Origin of the sequence: Xanthomonas sp. BRIP62411 (assembly GCF_003993525.1) — a bacterium.
Taxonomy (GTDB): domain Bacteria; phylum Pseudomonadota; class Gammaproteobacteria; order Xanthomonadales; family Xanthomonadaceae; genus Xanthomonas; species Xanthomonas euroxanthea.
The window spans coordinates 167324-189809 of sequence record NZ_QEZI01000008.1 but is presented as its reverse complement, the minus strand read 5'-3'; the positions used below and the strand labels follow the sequence as shown (position 1 = coordinate 189809).

Below are 22486 nucleotides of genomic sequence, written 5' to 3'. Positions count from 1 at the left end.
TGTCGCTTTTTGGCAATGCTCGCCACGGCAGGCGCGGCACCGGGCGGCGCGATCGACGCATTCCTCGTAATGCGGTGCTCCATCGCGGAGCACCGTGGGAGTTTCAGATGACGCGGTACGCAGTGCTCAACAACGTGGCGCATCACGATCTGCGCGTCATCCTGCGCTTTGGTGCCGAGTTCGGCGACGCGCTCGGCATGGTGCCGGCCTTTGTCACCGAGTACGCCGAGCTGCAGCGCGAGTACCCGTTGTTCTTTCGCAAGGATGCTGCCGCCGGCGGCTACCAGTCGGTCGCGCTGCTGGGCTTTGCGCAGGACGAGAACCTGTTCCTGCAGGAGGGGCGCTGGGCAGCGAGCTATCTGCCGGGCATCGTGGCCAAGGGGCCATTTTTGATCGGCTTCCAGGAGCAGCGCGTCGATGGCGTGTTGGCACAGGCGCCGGTGATCCACGTCGATCTGGAGCATCCACGCGTCAGCCGCCATGAAGGCGAGGCGGTGTTTCTGCCGCAGGGTGGCCACAGCCCGTATCTGGAGCATGTCATCGATGTGCTGCGCGGCATCCGCGACGGTGTGGATGCCGGCAAGGCGATGGCGGCCGCCTTCGACACCTTGGGGCTGATCCAGCCGGTGCAGCTGGATGTCACGCTGGATGCCACCCACGCCACCACGCTGGAAGGCCTGTTCGTCATCGACCGCGAGCGGCTTGCTGCACTCGATGCGTCGTCGCTGCAGCAATTGCACCGGGCCGGCCATCTGGAAGCTGCGTTCCTGATGCTGGCCTCGCTGCACAACGTGCGCCGGCTGATGGCCGAAAAACAGCGCCGCCTGCAGCAGGTGCACGCTGCATCTGCGACCGCCGCATTCGCCTGAGCGCATGACGACCGGCGCAGCCATTTCCTCCATCGCGCCCATCGCCGAGCGCCGCGATTGCCATCCCGGCGCGCTGCCGCTTGCTGCGCTGTGCGAGGCGGCCGAGCCGGTGGTGCTGCGTGGCATCGCACGCCATTGGTCGCTGGTGCAGGCCGGGCTGCGCAGCGCCGACGAGGCGATGGCGCTGCTGCGCGCGCACGATGGCGGGCGCGCCTTGCAGTATTCCCATGGCGGCCCGGAGATCGCCAGCCGCCCGTTCTACAGCGACGATTGCAGCGCGCTGAATTTCGATGTGCAGCGCGGCAGCCTGAGCAGCTTGCTGGAGGCGATCGTCACGCATCGCGATGACCCGCAGCCGCCCACCTACTACCTGGCGTCGTTGCCGATCGACGACAACCTGCCAGGCTTGCGCGCGGGCAATGATCTGGATGTGGCCGCCAGCGGCATCGCGGTGCAGCCGAGCATCTGGATCGGCAATCGCGTCATCGCCTCCTGCCATTACGATGTCCCCAACAACCTGGCGTGCTGCGCGGTGGGGCAACGTCGCTTCACGCTGTTTCCGCCCGCGCAGGTGGCCAACCTGTATCCCGGCCCGCTGGATCCCACGCCGGGCGGGCAGGTCGTCAGCATGGTGGATTTCGCCAACCCGGATCTGCTGCGGTATCCACGCTTCGCCCAGGCGCTGGCGCAGGCACGCACCGCCGTGCTGGAGCCGGGCGATGCCCTGTTCATTCCCGGCATGTGGTGGCATCACGTGCACTCGCTGCAGCCATTCAACGTGCTGGTCAACTACTGGTGGAACAGCGTGCCTGCGCACCTGCCGGCGCCGATGCCGGCGCTGTATCACGCGCTGTGGTCCATCCGCGACCGCCCGGCAGCGGAAAAAGCGGCATGGCGCGCCCTGTTCGACTACTACGTGTTCGGGCCGGCCGAGCGCGCGGGCGAGCACCTGCCCGAGCAGGCGCGGCATGCGTTGGGCCCGATCGATCCCACCCTCGCGCGACAGCTGCGTGCGATGTTGATCGGCAGGCTCAACCGCTGATGTGCGCGATCGGCGTCCAGGCGACTGGTCGGGCCACTGCGCAGCTGCGCCGTCCGGCGCAACCGGTGTGCGGCATCCGCATGGGCCACCCAGGCGATCGGTCACTGCGTGGCTTCTGCGTCACCCACACGTTCGAGCACGATGCTGTGCCGGCCAACCGACATCCACCCCACAGGAGCGCGCAGTGAGCCAGGCCCCGATTCGCAAGGTCGTCATTGCCGGTGGCGGCACCGCCGGCTGGATCGCCGCCTGCGCGCTGTCGCATCAGTTCCGCGACCTGCTGGAGATCACCCTGGTCGAGTCCGAGCAGATCGGCACCGTGGGCGTGGGCGAATCCACGGTGCCGCCGATCCGCAGCTTCCATCGCTTCCTGCAGATCGACGAGCAGGAATTCCTGCGCGCGGTGGCCGGCACCTTCAAGCTGTCGATCTCCTTCGAGCATTGGCGCCGCCAGGGCGAGCGCTACATCCATCCGTTCGGCATCACCGGGCAGAGCACGCTGGTGTGCGCCTTCCATCACCTATGGCTGGAAAGCCAGCGCCGCGGCATGCCGGGCAGCTTTGGCGATTACTGCCTGGAAACCGTGGCATCGCGCGTGGACCGGTTCGCACTGCTGCGCGAGCCCGCGGTCAATTACGCCTATCACCTGGATGCCGCGCTGTATGCCAGGTTCCTGCGCACGCGCAGCGAGGCCTGCGGTGTCAGGCGCATCGAGGGCAGGATCCAGCAGGTGACGCTGCAACCGGACAGTGGCGATGTCGCCAGCCTGGTGCTGGAAGACGGGCAGGTGCTCGAGGGCGACCTGTTCATCGATTGCAGCGGCTTTCGCGGCCTGCTGATCGAACAGGCGCTGCACACCGGTTACGAAGACTGGAGCCATTGGTTGCCCTGCGATCGCGCCGTGGCGGTGCAGACCCAGGCGCTCGGCCCGCCGGTGCCGTACACCCGCGCCATCGCGCACGAGGCCGGATGGCGTTGGCAGATTCCATTGCAGCATCGGGTGGGAAACGGCCTGGTGTTTTCCAGCAAGCACCTGTCCGACGACGAAGCGCATGCCAGGCTGCTGCGCGATGTGGCCGCGCCTGCGCTGAAGGATCCGTGGCTGGTGCCGTTCCGCACCGGACGCCGGCGCAAGGCCTGGAACCGGAACGTGGTGTCGCTGGGCCTGGCCAGCGGCTTCATCGAACCGCTGGAATCCACCAGCATCCATCTCACCATTGCCGCGGTGGTGCGGCTGATCACCCTGTTCCCGGCAGACGGCATCGCGCCCTCGCAGGTGGAGCTGTTCAACGACATCAGCCGCGCCGAGATGGAGCACGTGCGCGACTTCATCATCCTGCACTACCACGCCACCCAGCGCGACGAGCCGCTGTGGCGCCAGTGCCGCGCGATGGAGCTGCCCGCATCGCTCGCGTTGCGCCTGCGCGCCTGGCGCGAGCGCGCACATGCCTGGCAAGCGGCCGATGAACTGTTCCGCGTGGATTCCTGGACCCACGTCTTGATGGGGCAGGGCATCGTGCCCGCGCAGCATCACCCGCTGGCGCGCGCGATGTCCGATCACGATCTGCGTCGCCTACTCGACGGCATTGCCCAGCCGATCCGGCACGCGGTGGACCGGATGCCCCCGCAGCAGGCATTCATCGAGGCGTATTGCAAGGCCGGGGAACGCGTGTGGGGCTTGCGCAGCCCGGTCGTGGCGTAGGCAGGCGACCAACCGCGATGCAGTGCCGCGTGGTGGTTGATATGCTGCCCGCACGACGTTTTCGATCTCGCATCGTTGATCGCGCTGCGAGATAGCGCTGTCAGCAGCAGGTGGGCCACGCTGGCAACAGCGCGCGGCCAGTCCATCACCACGGTGCCCAGCTGCTCGCCTACAACCGCATCAGATCCCTGCCGACCACAATCGGCCCGGCGTAGTGCTTGCGCGCGCCCGCGCTCCACATGGCATCGGTGATCGTCGGGTCGCCGCCGGGCACGAAGTGATTGAGCACGAGCATCTTCGCATTGGCTGCCGCTGCGATCCTGCCGACGTCCTCGCTGGTGGAGTGGCTCTTGAGCAGATGGTCGAGCAAGGTCGGCGCGTTGTCGTTGGTCTTGAGCATCCTTTCCAGTGCGGGCAGGTACATCACCTCATGCACCAGGATGTCGGTCTCCTTCGCGAAGTCGGCCAGTGCGGGCAGGTAGCGCGTATCGCCGGAGAACACCACCGTGCGCTCGCGCGTGGCGAAGCGGTAGGCGAATGCGGGCTTGAGGGTGTAGTGATCCACCAGCGTGGCGGTGACGGTGACCTGGTCGTTCTGCAGCACCATGCCGGGCTGGTCGAACTCGTGCACCTGAATCAGCTGCCTGAACGGCGGGCGGCCTTCTTCGCGGATGCGCGCATCGATGTCGATGGCATTCATGTCGACAAACGCATCCACCATGCTGGCGATGCCGGGCGGCCCATACAACCGCACCGGCGTCTGCAGCCCGCTCGCCCATGCCAGCCACACCACGTTGAGCAGGTCGGCGTTGTGGTCGGAGTGGTGGTGGGTGAGAAAGATGTCGCGCAGCGCGGGCAAGCGGATGCCGGCCCTGGCCAGCTGCTGTGCAACGCCGTTGCCGCAGTCGATCAGATAGGGCTGCCCGTCGATGACCAGCGCATTGGCGGCTGCGGCGCGCAGCGGTGAGGGCGTGGGGCCGCCCTTGGTGCCGAGCAGGACCAGCACGCTGCCGTTGGCCGGGAAGGGCACTGGCGATGCCGGGTCCGCTGCCGCAATGGCGTCCTTCGGCTCGCGCCGGAGTGCGGCACCCAGCGGGCTCGCCACGCCCAGCGTGCCCGCGGCCAGCGCGAAGCGCAGCAGCTGGCGGCGGGAAGTGCGTGGAGAAGATGCGGACATGACGGCTCCTGTCGAAGCATGGGGAGGATGTGCCAGGCTGCGCGCGGCGCTGCGTCAGACGATCGCGAGGTGGCCGGGCCTGCGACTGCGTCACGCAAATCCCGGCACGGATGTCTGCGCGCCCGGAGACCGGAGACCGGAGCGCGGCAGCCGCGGCGTACGCTGCGGGCGGGGGAGCTGCGCTGGATCGGTCGTGCCGATCCATCCGCCGCGCTCGAACGGTGAGCTTGCCGCAATGGCCGTCAGAGCTTGTGCGCGATGAACTCGTTCAACGCGGGCGAACGATAGAACGCCATGCATTGCGCAAAGATCCTGTTGAACGGCCCGCGGCGCGCTTCGTCCTTCATCGGCACCTCGGCGCGATGGAAGTCCGCCGTCTGCTCGGCCACGAAGCGATGCAGCCGCTCTGTGGCGCCGACCTTGGCATTGTCGAGCGCATAGGTCGTCAGCAGATACGAGCGGTCGCGTAGCTGGTCGGAAGTGTACTTGCCGCTGCGTTCGTAGTTGTTGTCCAGGCACAGCTGAAGCGCGTATGCCTTGACGTCGTCGCGATTGGCTGGCGCGCCGGCTGCGCTGGCGGTGACCTGTAGCGACAAGGCCAGCAGTGCAGCTGCGGCAACGAGGTGAGGAGTGTGTTGAACGGGCATGCCGATCCAGGTGAAGGAGGATCTGCCAAGTCTGCATCATCCGCACGCTGCAGATGAAGTGCTGCAGGCGGCTCGACGCGCGTGTTCGATAATGTTCCCAGGGCGACGCAGCACCATCGAAGCACACAGAACGGGGCAACCGGATCGATCCAGCAGGCAGGCCAAACAATCGACCGCATTCGGCGCAGGCCAGGCGTCGTCGCACGTGGCAGGCGAGGCACCGCCTGCCACGTGCATCACCCGCTTACTGGCCGAAGTAGGTGGAAATGCTGGAATACACGTCCGAGAAGCGCGAGTAGTAATCCGGATCGGTCTGCGCGGTGCAGTACGAGTAGCCGCCGTACAGGCCGCCGCGCAGCTGGTACGCGCCACCGCTGGCGACGGTGAACAGGCCCGAGCCGGACGAGCCGCCCTCGGTGACGCCATCGTTCCACACCACCCGATACAGCGGGCTCTTGCCGTCGATGCTGGTGCTCAATCCATTGACGGTGCCCAGCGAATACTTCTTGACGTCGCCGGAGGGGTGGTGGATGCCGACGATCGCCGTGCCGGTTGCGCCGATCGCCGCGCTGTTCCATGCCGCGTAGAACGCGCCGCTTGGCGGTGCGGTCTTCAGTTCCAGCAATGCGGTGTCACGCGTGGTGTTGGCGTGGCGCAGGAACGCACCGCCGGTCAAGGTGGTGGCCTGTGCGCTGGCGGTGTTGCCGTTGCAGCTGGCCGCATCGTAGAACCAGTACGTCTGCAGTGTGTTGGCGACGGTCTGCGTGCTGATGCAATGTGCCGCGGTCCAGAACAGGTTGCGCTTGGGCGAGTTGGTGTTGTTGAGCAGCGTGCCGGTGCACAGGAACGAGCCCTGGCTGGTGGTGAACACCATGCGCGCCACCGCCTTTGCGGCATTGGTGAAACCGGCGGTGGGATTGGCGCGGCAGACGACATCGTTCTGGCAGGAATCGCTCTCGCCGATGGCAATGGTCATCATGTCGCGTGGGCTGGCGGTGGGGCTGATGTCCAGATGCGACAGCTGCGGGATGCTCAGGCTGAAGTTCTCCGGATACTGGCCGGCCGGCAGCGACAGTTCCACCAGCAGGTTCTCGCCGCTGACGGTGGGCGACCAGCCGATCGCATCGCCGCCGGCGGCGAAGCTGGCACCGGATTGTTCGAACACCCGGCCGTCGTCGCCGGCAAAGCGCAGCGTCACCTTGGACGGATCACCCGGGGTGGCGCCGGCGCCACGCAGGATCAGCGACGCACGCAGCGAGGCCGCCTGCGCGGAGCCGACCTTCAGGGTCGCCACGCGCGAGCCATCCTTGGCCATCTGCCAGTCAAGCGTGGCCAGGTTGACCAAGGGCTTGGCGACCGTGCGCGAGAAACCGATCTGCAAGGGCTGCCCATGTTTGACCTGTGCGATGCGGCGCTCACGCACGCGACTGATCTCGGTGCTGGTGGGCGCAGTGAGTTGCACCACACGCGTGGGCAGGATGCCGCCACGCAGACTTGCCGACTGCAATGTCGCCGCACCGAGTTTGGCCGCTTGCGGCGCGGTGCTCACCGGCGCTGCGTCCATTTCGGTCGGCGGCGCTGCCAGTGCGGAGCCGGAAACGGCGGAAAACAGCGCCAGGTACAACGCATTCTTGCGATTCATGGGTAGTCCTTCTCGTCAGGGAACGGCAGGCTGCGGCGGGGGCCACGTCCTGCGGGCGCCATCGTTGGCGCCGAACGAGACTAGCGAATGTTTAAAGCTGAATATGTGCTGAAAATCTCGTTCAGAGATTGGCAGTCCACAAAAAGATAATCGCGTTCTGCGCGCAGCTCCACGCGTGCACGCGCAGCCATCTTGCCTTGCACACGCGCGAGGCGCTGCAGCGCAAGCGCGCCTTAATCGTTTGCACCACGTACACCGCCATACAGGCAGCAACGCGATCGTGCACTGCATCTGCAGCGGCGCCTGGATCGAGCCGTCAGGCGATACAGGCAGGCCGCATGTGGAAAGGCTTGCGGCCCTCTCGGCGCAGGCCTGAAGGTGGCGTGCGCTACCCGGATGTCGGCACGGGTAGTGCCTGTAGGCGAAGGCGCTGCAGGTTATTCCAGCGCGTCGCTGGCGCGGAAGTCGGTCGAGCGGCCGCTGGCCTTCAAAAACGCCAGGACCGCAAGGCCGGTCACCATCCAGGCGGTACCGCCAAGTTGCGCATGCCGGTCGGCATTGATCAGCACGTAGGCCAGGATGAGGATGCCGATCAACGGCGTCGCAACATGCAACAGCAGGTTGCGGCCCCGTCCGCGAAAATGCCACAGCACCGCCACGTGCAACAGGATGAAGGCGGTCAGTGCGCCGACGTTGCACAGCGAGGACAGCAGCGCGATCTGTCCGACGAAGACTTCGCCCAGCACCATGCTCAAGCCTGCCACCAGCAGGATGGCGCGCTGCGGTACGCCGGTGCGTGGATGGATGTAGCGCAGGAAGGCGGGCAGCTGGCGGTCGCGTGCCATGGCGAACAGCAGCCGCGAGGTGGCGGCCTGCGCCACCAGTGAATTGGCGATCGCCGCACTGATCGCCACCGTGAGCGCAATGACGACCTGCAACCACGGCCCGGCGATCAGGCGCCCGATCTCGAAGAAGGCATCGTTGGAGGCCTGCGCGCTGGGATAGCGTTGCAGGGTGGGTTGCAGCAGCGCGGCCAGCCAGGTCTGCAGCACGAACAGGCCGGCCACCAGCAACAGCGCCAGCAGGGTTGCCCGGCCGACCACGCGGTTGCCGCCACGGGCCTCTTCCGACAGCGTGGAGATCGCATCGAAGCCCAGGAACGACACCACCGCCACCGACAAGGCGCTGAAGATCAGCTGCGGCGAAAAGGCCTGCGGGTTGTAGAAGGGGCGCAGGTTCCAGTGCGCACCATTGACGCCATGCTGGATCGCCAGGCTGGCCAGCACCACGAACACCGCCAGCACCACCAGCTGCGCGTAGAGGAAGAAGCGATTGGCACGCGCGGTGGTTTCGATGCCGCGCAGGTTGACCAGCGTGTTGAGCACCACGAAGAAGGCGATCCACGCCGGCTGCGGCACCGCCGGCAGCACGTTGTGCATGGCATTGGCGCCGACCACGTAGAGCAGCGTGGGCACCAGCAGATAATCCAGCAGGATCGCCCAACCGGCCAGAAACCCCACGCCGCTGTTCAAGCCGCGGCCCACATATGCATACACCGAGCCGGCCACCGGAAACGCCTGCGACATCTGCTGGTAGCTCAATGCGGTGAACAGCATCGCCACGAAGCCGACCAGGTAGGTCAGCGGCACCATCCCGGCGCTGATGTCGAACACGCCGCCGAAAATGGAAAACGGCGCGGTCGGTACCATGGACACCAGACCGTAGATCAGCAGGTCCTTGAGCGTGAGCTGCCGCTTGAGTTCCTGGGTGTAGCCAAAGCGTTCCAGCGCAGCCGCGTCGTCGCGGCGGGGTGTGTCGGTCATGCAGGTGTCCGCTGAAAGGAGTGCCGGGTCGCGACAGACGCGGTAGAGCGTCTGAACGCCGATGCTGCAGTGCAACTGCCGGCCTGGCATTGTGACCATAATGTGGCCGCCAAGCCCATCCATTGGTAAAAATGCTAGGTTTTCCATGCTGGATGCACTCCAGCGGCATACGTCGACACCGAAGGACCCACCATGTTCGACACTCTGGCCAGCCTGGGCCGCGACCTGCAGGCGCTGCACACGCTCAATGCCTGCCTGGATCGGGTGTTCGCCGATGTCTGCGGACTGGGCTTCCAGTCGTTGGTCTACGACTACGCACCGGTCCCGCTGAGTCTGGAAGGTGCCTTGATCACGCCGTCGGTCTTCATGCAGCGCAACGCGCCGGGCGATATGCAGCACGTCTGGTGCGAGCACGGGTATTACCAACATGACCCGGTTCAGCAGCGTGCGACGCGGCGTACCACGCCATTCGTGTGGTCCTATCGCAACGATGGCGACATGGAGGGCGTGGAATACGTCGGCAGCCAGCATCGGCAGGTCACGCGCTATCTCTGCGATAGCGGCATGGGAACCGGTGTCACCGTGCCGCTGCATCTGCCTGGAGGCGCGTTTGCGACATTCAGTGCCGCGGTGGACGCCGTCGCGGCCGAGGCGCCACGGCTGGCCGAAGCGCAGCTGTCGCCCTTCCTGCTGCTGGCGCATGCCTTTCAGGCACGTGCGCAGGAGTTGCTCGATCCGCAGGAACGCCGCTGCCACCACATTGCATTGACCCGCCGCGAGCGCGAATGCCTGCAATACTCGGCCAGGGGGCTGACAGCCAAGAGCATCGCCGCTGCGCTTAACCGTTCCACCGCCACGGTGAACCTGCATCTGAACTCGGCAGCACGCAAGCTGGGTGCGCGCAATCGCGTCGAGGCCGTGGTGCGTGGCATGCATTACCGGTTGCTGGAGCCGTAGGCGCGTCTGGTTCGGCGGCTGCGCCGACGCCTCAGCGATAGGCGACAGACGATAGCGAGTTCGCCCTGGCCAAGACCTGCGAGTGGCGCGTGCCATCGCGGTGCTGGTCGATGGCCATCCGGGCCACCAACGGCATGCGCAGCTGGATCGCATCGCCTTGGTCGGGCGTCTGTCCCCGAAAGCAGCGCGAACCTGGGAGTTTTGCCAGTTAACGCGCGGCGGTGCGCCCGCTAGGCTCGGCGCTCATTCTTGCCGTCAGCAGGCGTAGGTCATGCAGTCCACCGAGGGTTACGTCCAATTCCATGGGTACCGCACCTGGTACCGCATCACCGGCGACCTGCGCAGCGACGCCTGCCCGCTGATCGTGCTGCACGGCGGCCCCGGCTGCACCCATGACTACGTGGACAGCTTCAAGGACCTGGCCGCCAACGGCCGCGCGGTGATCCATTACGACCAGCTCGGCAACGGCAAGTCCACCCATCTGCCCGATGCCGACCCCGGCTTCTGGACGGTGGGGCTGTTTCTGGACGAGTTGCAGGCCCTGATCACGCAGTTGGGGCTGTCGCAGTACGCGTTGCTGGGGCAGTCCTGGGGCGGGATGCTGGCCGCCGAGCATGCGGTGCGCCGGCCGGCCTGCCTGCGTGCGTTGGTGATTGCCAACTCGCCGGCGTCGATGGGACTGTGGCGCGCTGCCGCGCTACGGCTGCGCGCGCGCCTGCCCGAGGACATCCAGGCGGTGCTGGATGCGCACGAAGCGGCCGGCACCCTGGACGCCCCGGCCTATCGCGCTGCAAGTCAGGTGTTCTACGCCCAGCACGTCTGCCGCTTGCTGCCGTGGCCTGCCGACGTGGCGCGCACCTTCGCCGCCATCGATGCCGACCCGACCGTGTACCACGCCATGAATGGTCCGACCGAATTCCACGTGGTCGGCAGCCTGCGCAACTGGAGCATCATCGAGCGCCTGCATCGCATCAGCGTGCCCACGCTGGTGCTGTCGGGCAAGTACGATGAAGCCACGCCGGAAACGGTGGAGCCGTACGCGCGTCTGATCCCGGACGCGCGGTGGCATGTGTTCGCCAATTCCAGCCATATGCCGCATGTGGAAGAGCGCCCGGCGTGCATGCGCCTGGTCGGCAACTTCCTCGACGACCACACGCCGTGGCCCGGTGCGGAGCTGGCGCATGCGTCCACGCTGGCCAGCCGCGCGGTGTGAGCCGGTGGGGCGGGGCGCGTGAGTCCACGCGATCCCGAGCGTGCCCGGCCTGCCGGGCGCTGCTGCGGTGCGTCTCGATGCAGCCTGCGCTGCGGCCTGCGCATCGCAAGCGTCGGTGTGGCAACGTTTTAAGAGTCGCCGTCTTGGGACACGCAGATGCGCCGCAACGGCGTGTCGCTACCTCCACGCATCCACTGCTGGTCACCACGCTGCGGTCGGACATTCCCTCAGGCACCACGTGGTCGCGCTGAAGTGGCCTGACCTTGCCGATAGACTTGTCATGGCGCCAGCGCTCGCCCACTGTCGCGAGTGATCCAAAGCGCAATCACGCCTCGTCTTCAGCACAGCGCATGTAATGCCGCGCAAACCGCGCGCCGGTGCGATGGCACTGCTGCTACGCACCACTACCTCTGACGACTCACAACACGCGGTCGTGTGCAGCTACCACCGCGTCGCGTCCGGTAAATGCATGTGGATTCTTGGAGAGCGCATTTGCCACCAGCAACTGCGGTCGAAAGCGCGCGTGAGCAAACCGGCATCAGTCTGCGTTTGCATGCATGGAAAACACATCTGCCTACATAAAAAAACAGCGCGCACGACACAGCGCTGTCCTGTCCCGGGTGTCTTCCGCTGTCTCTTTTGCATGTCCTGCCAGAAGAACACCGTGGTGCGTCAAAGTTTCAGTGATGGATAATTGTTTTATGTTTTAAATCGCGCGAAGAATGCGGCCCCCACGCACCGCTTTGCTGTTGTCGTCGCTACGGCGCAGGCAGCACGCATCGCTTTTCCACTTCTTTGGGAGAGGCTGCATGATGATCAAGACATTCCATGGCGCACTGGCGCTTGCACTGTCCGCTTGCGCTGCGGGCGCCATTGCCGGCCCGGTCGGGTACGGTGCCGCCACCACTGGCGGCGGCAACAAGACACCGGTCAACGTGGCCACCTTCGAGGCGATGCAGGCGGCCATCGACAGTTACTCCGGCAGCGGCGGGTTGGTGCTCAACTACACCGGCAAGTTCGACTTCAGCACCATCAAGGACGTCTGCGCCCAGTGGAAGTTGCCGGCCAAGACGGTGCAGATCAAGAACAAGAGCAACATCACCGTCAAGGGTGCCAACGGCTCGTCGGCCAACTTCGGGCTATGGGTGGTGGGCAATTCCAGCAACGTCATCATCCAGAACATGACCATCGGCCTGCTGCAGGGCGGCGAGGATGCCGACTCGATTTCACTGGAAGGCAATTCCAGCGGCTCGCCGTCCAATATCTGGGTGGACCACAACACCGTGTTCGCCTCGTTGACCAAGTGCTCGGGTGCCGGCGATGCGTCTTTCGACGGCGGCATCGACATGAAGAAGGGTACCCATCACGTCACCGTGTCCTACAACCACGTCTACAACTATCAAAAGGTCGCGCTCAACGGATACAGCGACAGCGACACCAAGAACTCGGCCGCACGCACCACCTATCACCACAACCGCTTCGAGAACGTCGAATCGCGCGTGCCGCTGCAACGTCGCGGGCTGAGCCACATCTACAACAACTACTTCAACAACGTCACCACCTCGGGCATCAACGTGCGCATGGGCGGGGTGGCCAAGATCGAGTCCAACTACTTCGAGAACATCAAGAACCCGGTGACCTCGCGCGACAGCAGCGAGATCGGCTACTGGGACCTGATCAACAACTACGTCGGCAGCGGCATCACCTGGAGCACCCCGGACGGCAGCAAGCCTTACGCCAACGCCACCAACTGGATCACCACCAAGGTGTTCCCCGAACCGCTGGGCTACACCTACAGCATCACCCCGGCCGCACAGGTCAAGGCCAAGGTGATCGCCACCGCCGGTGCGGGCACCAACCTGGCCGAGTAAGCGGCAACGGCCTGCGCGCATCGATCCCCGGCATGTCCGGGGATTTTTGTCGGTGCGAGGCAGCAGGTTCGCGCATCGCCGGTTGCGGCCAGCCACGGCCGTCACTGGTGGTAGCGCACCGGGAGGCCGTGGTCCCCGTGCGGTGGATGCGGGCAAGAGCGCTTCCGGGCTGATCGACTCCCGCTCCCGGGCCGGCGTCAAGAGGCGCGGCAGGCGCCGCGACGCGGTATCGTGTCGCGATCCCATCCATCCAAGCCCGTCCATGCCGCTTCCGACCGATCCCGTTGCTGAGCACGCTCCGTCCGCCACGCCCGCGTTGCGCCATGCGCTGAAACCGCGGCAGTTGATGATGATGGGCCTGGGCACGGCGATCGGCGCCGGGCTGTTTCTGGGCTCGGGCGTGGGGATCCATGCGGCGGGGCCGGCAGTGCTGGTGTCCTATCTGATCGCCGGAGCGCTGGTGATCATCGTGATGAACGCGCTGGGCGAAATGGCGGCCTCCAAGCCGGCCAGCGGGGCATTCTCGGTGTACGCAGCCGATGCGATGGGCCCGACCGCCGGTGCGACAGTGGGCTGGTTGTGGTGGCTGCAGATCGTGGTGGTGATCGCCGCCGAAGCGGTCGGTGCGGCCGGCCTGCTCGCCTCGGTCTGGCCGGCGTTGTCGGTGCCGTTGCTGGCAGTGGTGTTCATGGCCACCTTCACCGCGATCAACCTGCTGGGCGTGCGCAATTTCGGCGAGTTCGAATTCTGGTTCGCCATCCTCAAGGTCGTGGCGATCGTGGTGTTCCTGCTGATCGGCGTGGCCCTGCTGGCCGGCTGGTTGCCCGGCGTGGTGTCGCCGGGGCTGTCCAACTTCACCCAGAACGGCGGGTTCGCGCCGAAGGGATTGGCCGGCATCGGCTCGGCGTTGCTGGTGGTGGTGTTCGCCTTCGGCGGCACCGAAATCGTGGCGGTGGCCGCTGCGGAAACCGCCGACCCGGGCCGTAGCCTGGCACGCACGATTCGCACCGTGGCCTGGCGCATCCTGGTGTTCTACATCGGCTCGATCAGCGTGATCGTGGCGGTGGTGCCGTGGACCAGCGCAGCGCTCAGCTCGCCGTTCGCTGCGGTGCTGGAGGTGGCGCGCATTCCCGGCGCGGCCACCGCCATCACCCTGGTCGCCGTGGTGGCCTTGCTGTCGGCGCTCAACGCCAACCTGTATGGCGCCTCGCGGATGATCTTCTCGCTGGCGCAGCGCGGCGAAGCGCCGCGGGTGCTTGGCAGGACCAGCGGCGAGCAGGTGCCGCTGGTGGCGGTGATCGCCAGCGTGCTGTTCGGGTTTGCCGCCGCCGCGCTGGAACTGCTGTACCCCAACAAGGTGTTGCCGATGCTGCTCAACATCGTCGGTGCCACCTGCCTGCTGGTGTGGACGATCTCGCTGCTGTCGCAGCTGATCCTGCGCGCACGCGCCGACCGCGCCGGCGTCGTATTGCCGTTCCGCATGCGGGGTTACCCGTTTCTGACCCTGCTGGCCCTGGCGATCCTGGCGGTGATCTTCGTGCTGCTGGCGTCGTCGGTGGACACCCGCGCGCAGTTCCTGTCGATGGTCGGTCTGACTGTCTTCATCGCCGTGGTCAGCGAGCTTGCCCGGCGGACGCGCGGCGCCGCCTAGCATGCCGCAGCGCCTTGAACGCGTACCATCTGGCAGCAGGACAGGCGCGACGGTTTGACGCAGATGCGACCCCGTGTCGCATCGGGAACCCGCTCGAGCGTCCCTATCATGATGCGGTAGCGCAGGAGGTCGCGATCGGCCACCGCAGCGAGTCTCGGCGATCGATCTGCACCCGGTGCGCTGCGGTTTCCCCATTTTCCTGGAGGACTCTCCATGGATGCCTTGCTGTTATCGCGGATCCAGTTCGGATTCGTCATCGCATTCCACGTGCTGTTTCCCGCATTCACCATCGGGCTGTCCAGCCTGCTGGCATTTCTCGAATGGCGCTGGCTGCGCACCCGGCTGCCGGTGTGGCGCGAGCTGTATTTCTTCTGGCAGAAGATCTTTGCCGTGTCCTTCGGCATGGGCGTGGTCAGCGGCATCGTGATGGCCTTCCAGTTCGGTGCCAACTGGCCGGAGCTGAGCCGGATCGCCGGCAGCGTGATCGGCCCGTTGCTGAGCTACGAAGTACTGACCGCGTTCTTCCTCGAGGCCAGTTTCCTGGGCGTGATGATGTTCGGCTGGGGGCGCATCTCCGAGCGCCTGCATTTCCTGGCGACCTGCATGGTGGCGCTGGGCACGCTGTTTTCCACGTTCTGGATCCTGTCGTCCAACAGCTGGCTGCAGACCCCGGCCGGCTATGAGGTGGTCGACGGCATCGTGCATCCGGTGGCGTGGCTGAAGATCATCTTCAACCCCTCGTTCCCGTACCGGCTTGCGCACATGGCGCTGGGCTCGTTCATCACCACCTGCTTCGTGGTCGGCGCGGTCGGGGCGTGGTATCTGCATCGCGGCGTGCACCGCGAGGCGGGGCTGCGCATGCTCAAGCTGGCGGTGGCCTTCGCGGCGATCACCGTGCCGCTGCAGATCTTCGTCGGCGACATGCATGGCCTGAACACGCTCAAGCACCAGCCGATGAAGATCGCGGCGATGGAAGCGCACTGGCATGACGAGGGCCAGGACAAGGGCTTCCCGCTGGTGCTGTTCGCCTTGCCCAACGCGCAGGCCGAGCGCAACGATTACGAGGTGGCGATCCCGCGCCTGGGCAGCCTGATCCTGACCCACAGTCTGGAAGGCAGCATCAAGCCGTTGACCTCGGTGCCGGCCGCCGATCGCCCGCCGGTGATGCCGGTGTTCTTCGCCTTCCGCATCATGGTCGGGCTGGGCTCGTTGATGCTGCTGGTGGCCTGGGTCTCGGCGTTCGCCTGGTGGCGCGGCAAGTTATTGCAGTGGCGCTGGCTGCTGGCGGCCTGGCGCTGGATGCTGCCGAGTGGCTTCATCGCGCTGGTCTCGGGCTGGTTCGTCACCGAGATGGGACGGCAGCCGTATGTGGTGTACGGGCTGTTGCGCACTGCCGATGCGGTGGGCCCGCAGTCGACGTTGATGACCGCGATCTCGCTGGCGGTGTACGTGCTCGGCTATGCCTTCGTGTTCGGCTGGGGCATCTGGTACCTGGTCAAGATCGGCAAGATCGGGCCGACCCCGCATGACGCGCCGCAGCTGGACCACGGCGAGCACACGCCGGCACGGCCGCTGTCGGCGGCCGATGAACCGATCGACGGAGCCGCATGATGGACATGAGCAGCGTATTGCCGGTGGCGTGGTTTGCGGTGATCGGCTTCGGGGTGCTGATGTACGTGGTGCTGGATGGCTTCGTGCTCGGCATCGGCATCCTGGCGCCGTTCCGCAAGGACGAGGCGCAGCTGGACCTGATGATGAACACCGCCGCTCCGATCTGGGACGGCAACGAGACCTGGCTGGTGCTGGGCGGGGCAGGGCTGCTGGCAGCGTTTCCCAAGGCGTATGCGGTGATCCTGTCGGCGCTGTATCTGCCGGTGTTGCTGATGGTGATGGCGCTGGTGTTCCGCGGCGTGGCGTTCGAGTTCCGCTTCAAGGCGCATCGCTCGCGGCGGCTGTGGAGCAATGCCTTCGCTGCCGGCTCGATCCTGGCGACATTTGCGCAGGGCGTGATCCTGGGCGCGCTGGTGCAGGGCCTGCCGATCGAAAACGACCGCTATGTCAGCGGCATCTGGGGCTGGTTCAGTCCCTTCGCGATGCTGACCGGCGCCGCACTGGTGTTCGGCTACGCCCTGCTCGGCAGCACCTGGCTGATCCTCAAGACCGAAGGCCACGTGCAACAGCTCGCGCGCCAGCTGAGCCGGCCATTGACGATCAGCGTGTTGATCTTCATCGGTCTGGTCAGCGCGTGGCTGCCATCGCTGCAGTCGCATGTGATGGACCGCTGGTTCAGCGATGCGCATTACCTGTGGCTGATGCCGGTGCCGGTGCTGGTCGCCCTGGTGGGGTTCGCGCTCTGGCGTTCCACCGACGCGGGGCGGCCGGACATGCCGCCGTTCCTGTTGGCGATGGGCCTGTTCGTGCTCGGCTTTCTCGGCCTGGTGCTGGGCATGTGGCCGTATCTGGTGCCGCCGGTCTACACGATCTGGCAGGCCGCCGCGCCGCCGTCTTCGCAGTTGTTCGCGTTGATCGGCCTGGTGGTGCTGCTGCCGCTGATCCTGGGGTATACGGTGTGGTCGTACCGCGTGTTCCGCGGCAAGATCACCGCCGATACCGGGTACCACCATTGATCGAGCGGAGACGCATGCGCGCGGCGAGCCGCCCGCTCAGCGCAGGCGCTGCCTGAACATCCATTCCCACATCGCCGGGTCCGCGTAGGTCGCGTCCCAGGCATTGTGGTTGCCGTCCGGATATTCGCTGTAGCGCACGTTGGCGCCGATGCCCTTGGCGGCGCGGTACAGCGCACGGTCGTCATGCGGTGGCACCGAGTCGTCCTTGGCGCCATGGAACATCCAGATCGGCACGTGCCTGAGCTGGGTGACCGCAGCGGTGTACGGGTCGGCCTCCTTGGCCACCAGGCTGACGTACAGCGTGCGACGCTCGTCGCGCGGCGCCTTGAGCGCGCCGCAGATCGGCACGATCGCGGCAAAGCGCTGCGGTTGCATCAGGCCGATTTCCCAGGCGCCATAGCCGCCCATCGAGATGCCGGTGAGATAGGTGCGCTGCGGGTCGGCATCGAATTCGGCACTGGCCGCATCCAATGCGGCGATCGCCATGCGTGCATTGATGCCCAGCCACTCCTCGTCGTCGGGCACCTGCGGCAGCACTACCAGCGCCGGGAACTCGGCGGTGTGTTCGCTCAGGTAGGGGCCGACGCCCACTTCGGCCTGATCGCGCCCGTTGTCGCCGCGTTCGCCCGAGCCATGCAGGAACAGCACGATGGGGCGCGGTTGCGGCGCCTTGGAGGTCGGCACGAATACCTGATAGCGGTAGAGCCGTCCTTCCAGCTGCAGCGTGCGGGTGACGAAATGGCCGCGGCGCCCGTCGTGGTGGCGCTCAGCCATGCTGGAACAGCCGGCCAGCAGCAGCGCAAGAATCGCAAGAACAAGACAACGACGGATCACGCACACCCCCTGACCGATGACAGACCCGCAGTATCGCCGCATGCAGCTGTGCTGGCATGTCGCATTGCGGCGATTTCTGTCGAATATTCATCTGATTGTCGTCGCGGTGTGCTCGGCGCAACGTTGATCGCCATGGCCCGACACGGCGACTACGGCAGCAGGATCAGCGTCGCCAGGCCGAGGAAGCTCAGGAAGCCCATCACGTCGGTCAGCGTGGTCAGGATCACGCCACCGGCCAATGCCGGGTCGAAGCCCAGCCGCTTCAGCGTCACCGGCACCAGCACCCCGCCGAAGGCGGCGGTGAGCATGTTCAAGGTCAGCGCGGTGCCGATCACCAGCGACAGCATCGGCTGGCGGAACCACGCCAGCACGATCAGCCCCAGCCCGATCCCCAGCACCATGCCGTTGATCAGCGCGACGGTGAGTTCCTTCTTCAGCAAGGTCATCACGTTGGAGGAGCCGATCTGGCCCAGCGCCAGGCCGCGGACCATCAGGGCCAGCACCTGGGTGCCGGCATTGCCGCCCATGCCGGCAACGATCGGCATCAGCGCCGCCAGGGCCACCAGTTTGGCGATGGTGCCTTCGAATTCGCTGACGACGCTGGAGGCCAGGAACGCCGTGCACAGGTTGATGCCCAGCCAGATCAGGCGGCGCCGGAATGCGCGCCGCGCCGGGCTGAACATGTCCTCGTCCTCGTCCAGGCCGGCCGCGCTCATGGCCTGGTGTTCGGCCTGTTCGCGGATGATGTCGACCACGTCGTCGATGGTGATGCGGCCGAGCAGGATGTTGTTGTCGTCCACCACCGGCGCGGAGATCCAGTCATGGTCGGAGAAGCGCCGTGCGACCTCGTCGGAGCCATCGCCCACGTCGATCGCCGGTTGTTCGTCGTCGATCAGGCGATTGACCGGCGTGCTGTCCTCGTGCGTGACCAGCGCGGCCAGCGACACCCGGCCCAGATACTGATGGCGTCGGCTCACCACGTACAGGTGATCGGTGTGGTCGGGCAGCTCGCCGCGCAAGCGCAGATAGCGCAGCACCACATCGACATTGACGTCGGCGCGCACCGTCACCACGTCCGGATTCATCAGGCGGCCGGCGGTGTCCTCCGGATACGACAGCACCTGCTCGAGCCGCTCGCGGTTCTCGCGGTCCATCGACTTGAGCACTTCGTCGATGACGGTGTCGGGCAGGTCTTCGACCAGGTTGGCCAGATCGTCGATGTCGAGGTCTTCGACCGCGGCGACGATCTCGTCGGTGTCCATGTCGGCCAGCAGGCTTTCGCGCACTTCATCGCCGACATGCAGCAGCACTTCGCCGTCGTCTTCCGGGTCGACCAGGCCCCACACCACTTCGCGCTTGCCGGGCGGCAGCGACTCCAGCAGGTTGCCGATCTCCGCCGGCGCCAGTGTATTGACCAGCCGGCGTACCGGGCCCAGGCGTCCGCTATCCAGCGCATCGGACAGCAATCGCAGCTGTCGCGCGGTCTTGTCGTGGCGGACGGCTTCGGCCATGCGCGGCTCCCTGCAAGAATGGACACGTCCCGATGGAAGACGCGGTGCTGAGTCAGCACGGCATTATCGCTTGCGCATGGTGACGAAACATACAGTGCCGAGGCAACACGCAGGAACATCCCCTGCGCGATGACGCAATCGCTCAGCGCATCAGGCCCTGCGCGACGTTGGCCAGCCACTTTTCGATCCCCTTGCGGTCGCGCGCGCGCAGCAGTTTTTCGCCATGCACGCGCAACTCGCCCAGGTGGATGTCGCGCACCGCACGGCGTACCTCCAGCAGCGTGGCCGGATGCAGGCTGAACTCGGTGAGCCCCAGGGCCAGCAACATCGGGACGAAGCGCGGGTCGCCGGCGATCTCGCCGCACACCGCCACCGGCTTGCCGAACGCGCGCCCGGTGGCGATCACCTGCGCGATCAGGCGCAGCACCGCCGGATGCAGCGGCGAGTACAACTCGCCCAATGCCTCGTTGTTGCGGTCCACCGCCAGCAGGTACTGCACCAGATCGTTGGTGCCGATCGACAGGAAATCGATATCGTCGATAAAGCAGTCCAGCGCCAGCGCCGCAGCCGGCACTTCGATCATTGCGCCGAGCGGAATGTGCTCGGCGATCTCGTGGCCTTGCTCGCGCAATTGCGCGGCCAGCTTCTTGATCTGCCGGCGGAGCAGCTGGACTTCCTCGCGGCCGCTGACCATCGGCACCAGGATGCGCACCGGCCCGTAGCCGGAGGCGCGCAGGATCGCGCGCAACTGCGCCTGCGCCACCGCAGGCCGGGCCAGCGACAACCGCACCCCGCGCAGACCCAGCGCCGGGTTGTCTTCGTCGCTCAAGGTCAGGCCGGTGCGGTCGGCCTTGTCGGCGCCCAGGTCCAGGGTGCGGATGGTGACCGGTCGCCCGCTCATGCCCAGCACGGTGTCGCGGTAGGTGTGGAACTGTTCCTCTTCGTCCGGCAGCTCGTTGCGCTGCAGGAACAGGAATTCGGTGCGATACAGGCCAAGGCCACTGGCGCCGAGTGCGTGCGCCTTCGCCACGTCCTCCAGCGATTCGGCATTGGCCAGCAGCGTGATATCGACGTTGTCGCGCGTGCGCGTGGGCTTGGAGCGCAGCCGGCCCAGTTCGCGCTGTTCCTTGGCCAGCGCGCGCAGGCGCTCGCGGTAGTCGCGCAGGTGCTCGGGTTTGGGATCGACGATCACCTGGCCGGAACCGGCATCGACGATCAATACATCGCCATCGTCGATCCGCTGCACCGCATCGCTTACCCCCACCACCAGCGGCAAGTGCAGGCTGCGCGCCAGGATCGCGCTATGCGACAACGCGCTGCCGGCGGTGGTGACGATGCCGACCACCCCTTGCGCCTGCAACTGCGCCAGCTCCGAGGGTGCGACGTTGTCGCAGACCAGGATCTCACCGGCCACGCCCTTGAGGTCGGGCGCGCGCTTGTGCAGGAACGCATGGATGCGGCCGATGACGTGATCCAGGTCGTCCATGCGGCTCTTGAGGTAGGCGTCCTCCATGCCGTCGAACACCGCTGCCAGCCGGTCGCGCTGCACGCGCAAGGCGTAGTCGGCGCTGTAGCGGTGGGTGCGGATCAACTCGTCCAGGCCCTGCAGCAGCTCCGGGTCGTCGAGCAGCAGCGCATGCAGTTCGAGGAATTCGCCGACCTCGCGCGCAAGCGCGCCATGCAGGCGGTCGCGCAGCTGCTGCATCTCGGTGCGTGCCGCCTCGATCGCCAGATGCAGGCGCTGCAGCTGCGTTTCCACCTGGCTGGCGGGCACGCGTTGTTCGGCCACTTCCAGCGTGTGGCTCTGGCGCACGCGCGCGCGTCCGAGTGCGTTGCCGCGCGAGGCGGCGTGTCCACGCAGACGCAGGCTCATGTGCGCCCCTGGCGCGGCCGCGCCCTGTCGGTCAGCCCCGCACCGACCCCGCGCATGCTCAGCTGTCCTCGTCGAAACGACGCTCGAACAGGTCCACCAGCGCCTGCAGGGCCTGCGCTTCGTCTTCGCCATCCAGCCGCACCACCACGCTGGTGCCTTGGCCTGCGGCCAGCAGCATCACGCCCATGATGCTCTTGGCGTTCACCTCGCGGCCCTTGGCCGCCAGCGTGGCGTTGCTGCGGTAGGACGACAGCGTCTGCACCAGCTTGGCGGTTGCCCGCGCATGCAGTCCGAGTCGGTTGGAAACTATGAGTTCGCGTTCAAGCATCGTCGATGATCGCTCCGTTGCGGGTGCCTGCCGCCGCGGTGGCGGGCAGCTCCTGCAATCCTTGTTCGGGGTAGTTCATCACCCGCAGCAGCATCGGCAGGCTGAGCGCGGACACCCGGCGAACCGGCGTGCCGAGCTTTGCCAACCGGCTGGCGAGATTGCTGGGGCTGGCGCCGTACAGGTCGGTCATGACCAGCACGCCATCGCCGCTGTCGACCCGTCGCATCGCCGACGAGGCCTGGGGCAGCAAGGCGTCCAGGTCTGCATCGAGCGGCACGTCGAACGCTTCGGTCTTCAGCGGCAACTGCCGCAACAGCCCCGTCGCCACGTTCAACAACGCCGCGCCGATGCCGGGATGAGTAATGAGGAGAATGCCACAGGCCATGCCGAAACGTTAACAGGTCGGCATGACCGCGCGATAGCGTCTGCCGGCACCGATGTGTTGCGAAATGAATAGCCGTTTAGGACCGCCGCACCGTGACGCGCACGATGCCTGCAACACATGCGTTGCCGCCGGCACGGCAATGATCCGTGACGTCGCCAGTCTCCCGATGCGTCCCGCATCACAAGCGAGCGCTGCAGTCAGTAGGCAGGGAAGGCAACGCGTGATCAAAACGCGCTGATGAAATGCACCGATGACACGCGTTCTTGCAGACTGCATGACACCGCTCTGACGATTCCCGATTCCCGAATCCCGAATCCCGAATCCCGAATCCCGA

18 protein-coding genes are annotated in these 22486 nt (G+C 66.2%); 9 read left to right on the top strand and 9 right to left on the bottom strand.

Annotation, left to right across the window (positions count from 1 at the left end; all coding sequences use genetic code 11):
- The first annotated feature begins 107 nt into the window (after window positions 1–107).
- The 3 genes from EO139_RS05190 to EO139_RS05180 all read left to right on the top strand — a co-directional run bounded on the left by EO139_RS05190 (window position 108) and on the right by EO139_RS05180 (window position 3613).
- Window positions 108–869 (top strand): SapC family protein, encoded by a 762-nt coding sequence (locus EO139_RS05190; RefSeq protein ID WP_126969597.1) that lies wholly within the window; start codon window positions 108–110, stop codon window positions 867–869.
- 4 nt (window positions 870–873) lie between these two features.
- Window positions 874–1911 (top strand): cupin-like domain-containing protein, encoded by a 1038-nt coding sequence (locus EO139_RS05185; protein ID WP_126969595.1) that lies wholly within the window; start codon window positions 874–876, stop codon window positions 1909–1911.
- A 184-nt stretch (window positions 1912–2095) separates the two neighbouring features.
- Window positions 2096–3613, top strand: coding sequence for a tryptophan halogenase family protein (locus tag EO139_RS05180; RefSeq protein ID WP_126969593.1), 1518 nt, complete (start codon window positions 2096–2098; stop codon window positions 3611–3613).
- A 169-nt stretch (window positions 3614–3782) separates the two neighbouring features.
- Here the strand turns inward: EO139_RS05180 and EO139_RS05175 are convergent, their stop codons facing one another.
- From EO139_RS05175 to EO139_RS05160, 4 genes are all read right to left on the bottom strand, one after another.
- Window positions 3783–4790 (bottom strand): MBL fold metallo-hydrolase, encoded by a 1008-nt coding sequence (locus EO139_RS05175; RefSeq protein ID WP_126969591.1) that lies wholly within the window; start codon window positions 4788–4790, stop codon window positions 3783–3785.
- A gap of 242 nt (window positions 4791–5032) precedes the next feature.
- Complete coding sequence (locus tag EO139_RS05170; RefSeq protein ID WP_126969589.1) at window positions 5033–5437, bottom strand: hypothetical protein; 405 nt, start codon at window positions 5435–5437, stop codon at window positions 5033–5035.
- A gap of 244 nt (window positions 5438–5681) precedes the next feature.
- Window positions 5682–7079 carry a trypsin-like peptidase domain-containing protein gene (locus tag EO139_RS05165; RefSeq protein WP_126969587.1) on the bottom strand — a complete coding sequence of 466 codons (1398 nt, stop codon included), beginning with the start codon at window positions 7077–7079 and terminating at the stop codon, window positions 5682–5684.
- A gap of 437 nt (window positions 7080–7516) precedes the next feature.
- Window positions 7517–8902 (bottom strand): APC family permease, encoded by a 1386-nt coding sequence (locus EO139_RS05160; protein WP_126969585.1) that lies wholly within the window; start codon window positions 8900–8902, stop codon window positions 7517–7519.
- A 192-nt stretch (window positions 8903–9094) separates the two neighbouring features.
- On the opposite strand from EO139_RS05160, the gene EO139_RS05155 reads away from it, so the two are divergent.
- The 6 genes from EO139_RS05155 (at window position 9095) to cydB (ending at window position 17221) form a co-directional block, all read left to right on the top strand.
- Window positions 9095–9859, top strand: coding sequence for a LuxR family transcriptional regulator (locus EO139_RS05155; protein ID WP_104583040.1), 765 nt, complete (start codon window positions 9095–9097; stop codon window positions 9857–9859).
- Window positions 9860–10130: 271 nt separating this feature from the next.
- Window positions 10131–11072 carry a proline iminopeptidase-family hydrolase gene (locus tag EO139_RS05150; protein ID WP_126969583.1) on the top strand — a complete coding sequence of 314 codons (942 nt, stop codon included), beginning with the start codon at window positions 10131–10133 and terminating at the stop codon, window positions 11070–11072.
- An 809-nt stretch (window positions 11073–11881) separates the two neighbouring features.
- Window positions 11882–12943, top strand: a complete 1062-nt coding sequence (locus tag EO139_RS05145) for a polysaccharide lyase family 1 protein (protein ID WP_104648161.1) — start codon at window positions 11882–11884, stop codon at window positions 12941–12943.
- A 262-nt stretch (window positions 12944–13205) separates the two neighbouring features.
- Window positions 13206–14594, top strand: a complete 1389-nt coding sequence (locus EO139_RS05140) for an amino acid permease (protein ID WP_115677660.1) — start codon at window positions 13206–13208, stop codon at window positions 14592–14594.
- A gap of 213 nt (window positions 14595–14807) precedes the next feature.
- A complete protein-coding gene (locus EO139_RS05135) occupies window positions 14808–16205 on the top strand; it encodes a cytochrome ubiquinol oxidase subunit I (RefSeq protein WP_115049343.1) in 1398 nt (465 codons plus the stop codon).
- Window positions 16205–17221, top strand: coding sequence for a cytochrome d ubiquinol oxidase subunit II (gene cydB / locus EO139_RS05130; protein ID WP_126969581.1), 1017 nt, complete (start codon window positions 16205–16207; stop codon window positions 17219–17221). The genes EO139_RS05135 and cydB overlap by 1 nt, the downstream gene beginning before the upstream one ends.
- 36 nt (window positions 17222–17257) lie before the next feature.
- Here the strand turns inward: cydB and EO139_RS05125 are convergent, their stop codons facing one another.
- The 5 genes from EO139_RS05125 to EO139_RS05105 all read right to left on the bottom strand — a co-directional run bounded on the left by EO139_RS05125 (window position 17258) and on the right by EO139_RS05105 (window position 22152).
- Window positions 17258–18097: a prolyl oligopeptidase family serine peptidase gene (locus EO139_RS05125; protein WP_164739737.1), complete on the bottom strand. Its 840-nt coding sequence runs from the start codon at window positions 18095–18097 to the stop codon at window positions 17258–17260.
- A gap of 107 nt (window positions 18098–18204) precedes the next feature.
- Entirely contained in the window at window positions 18205–19566 is a 1362-nt protein-coding gene (gene mgtE / locus EO139_RS05120; protein WP_104583046.1) for a magnesium transporter, read from the bottom strand.
- A gap of 142 nt (window positions 19567–19708) precedes the next feature.
- Window positions 19709–21439, bottom strand: a complete 1731-nt coding sequence (ptsP, locus tag EO139_RS05115) for a phosphoenolpyruvate--protein phosphotransferase (protein WP_104583047.1) — start codon at window positions 21437–21439, stop codon at window positions 19709–19711.
- 58 nt (window positions 21440–21497) lie between these two features.
- Window positions 21498–21767, bottom strand: a complete 270-nt coding sequence (locus EO139_RS05110) for an HPr family phosphocarrier protein (protein ID WP_016904613.1) — start codon at window positions 21765–21767, stop codon at window positions 21498–21500.
- Window positions 21760–22152 carry a PTS sugar transporter subunit IIA gene (locus tag EO139_RS05105; RefSeq protein ID WP_016904612.1) on the bottom strand — a complete coding sequence of 131 codons (393 nt, stop codon included), beginning with the start codon at window positions 22150–22152 and terminating at the stop codon, window positions 21760–21762. The genes EO139_RS05110 and EO139_RS05105 overlap by 8 nt, the downstream gene beginning before the upstream one ends.
- Window positions 22153–22486: the final 334 nt, after the last annotated feature.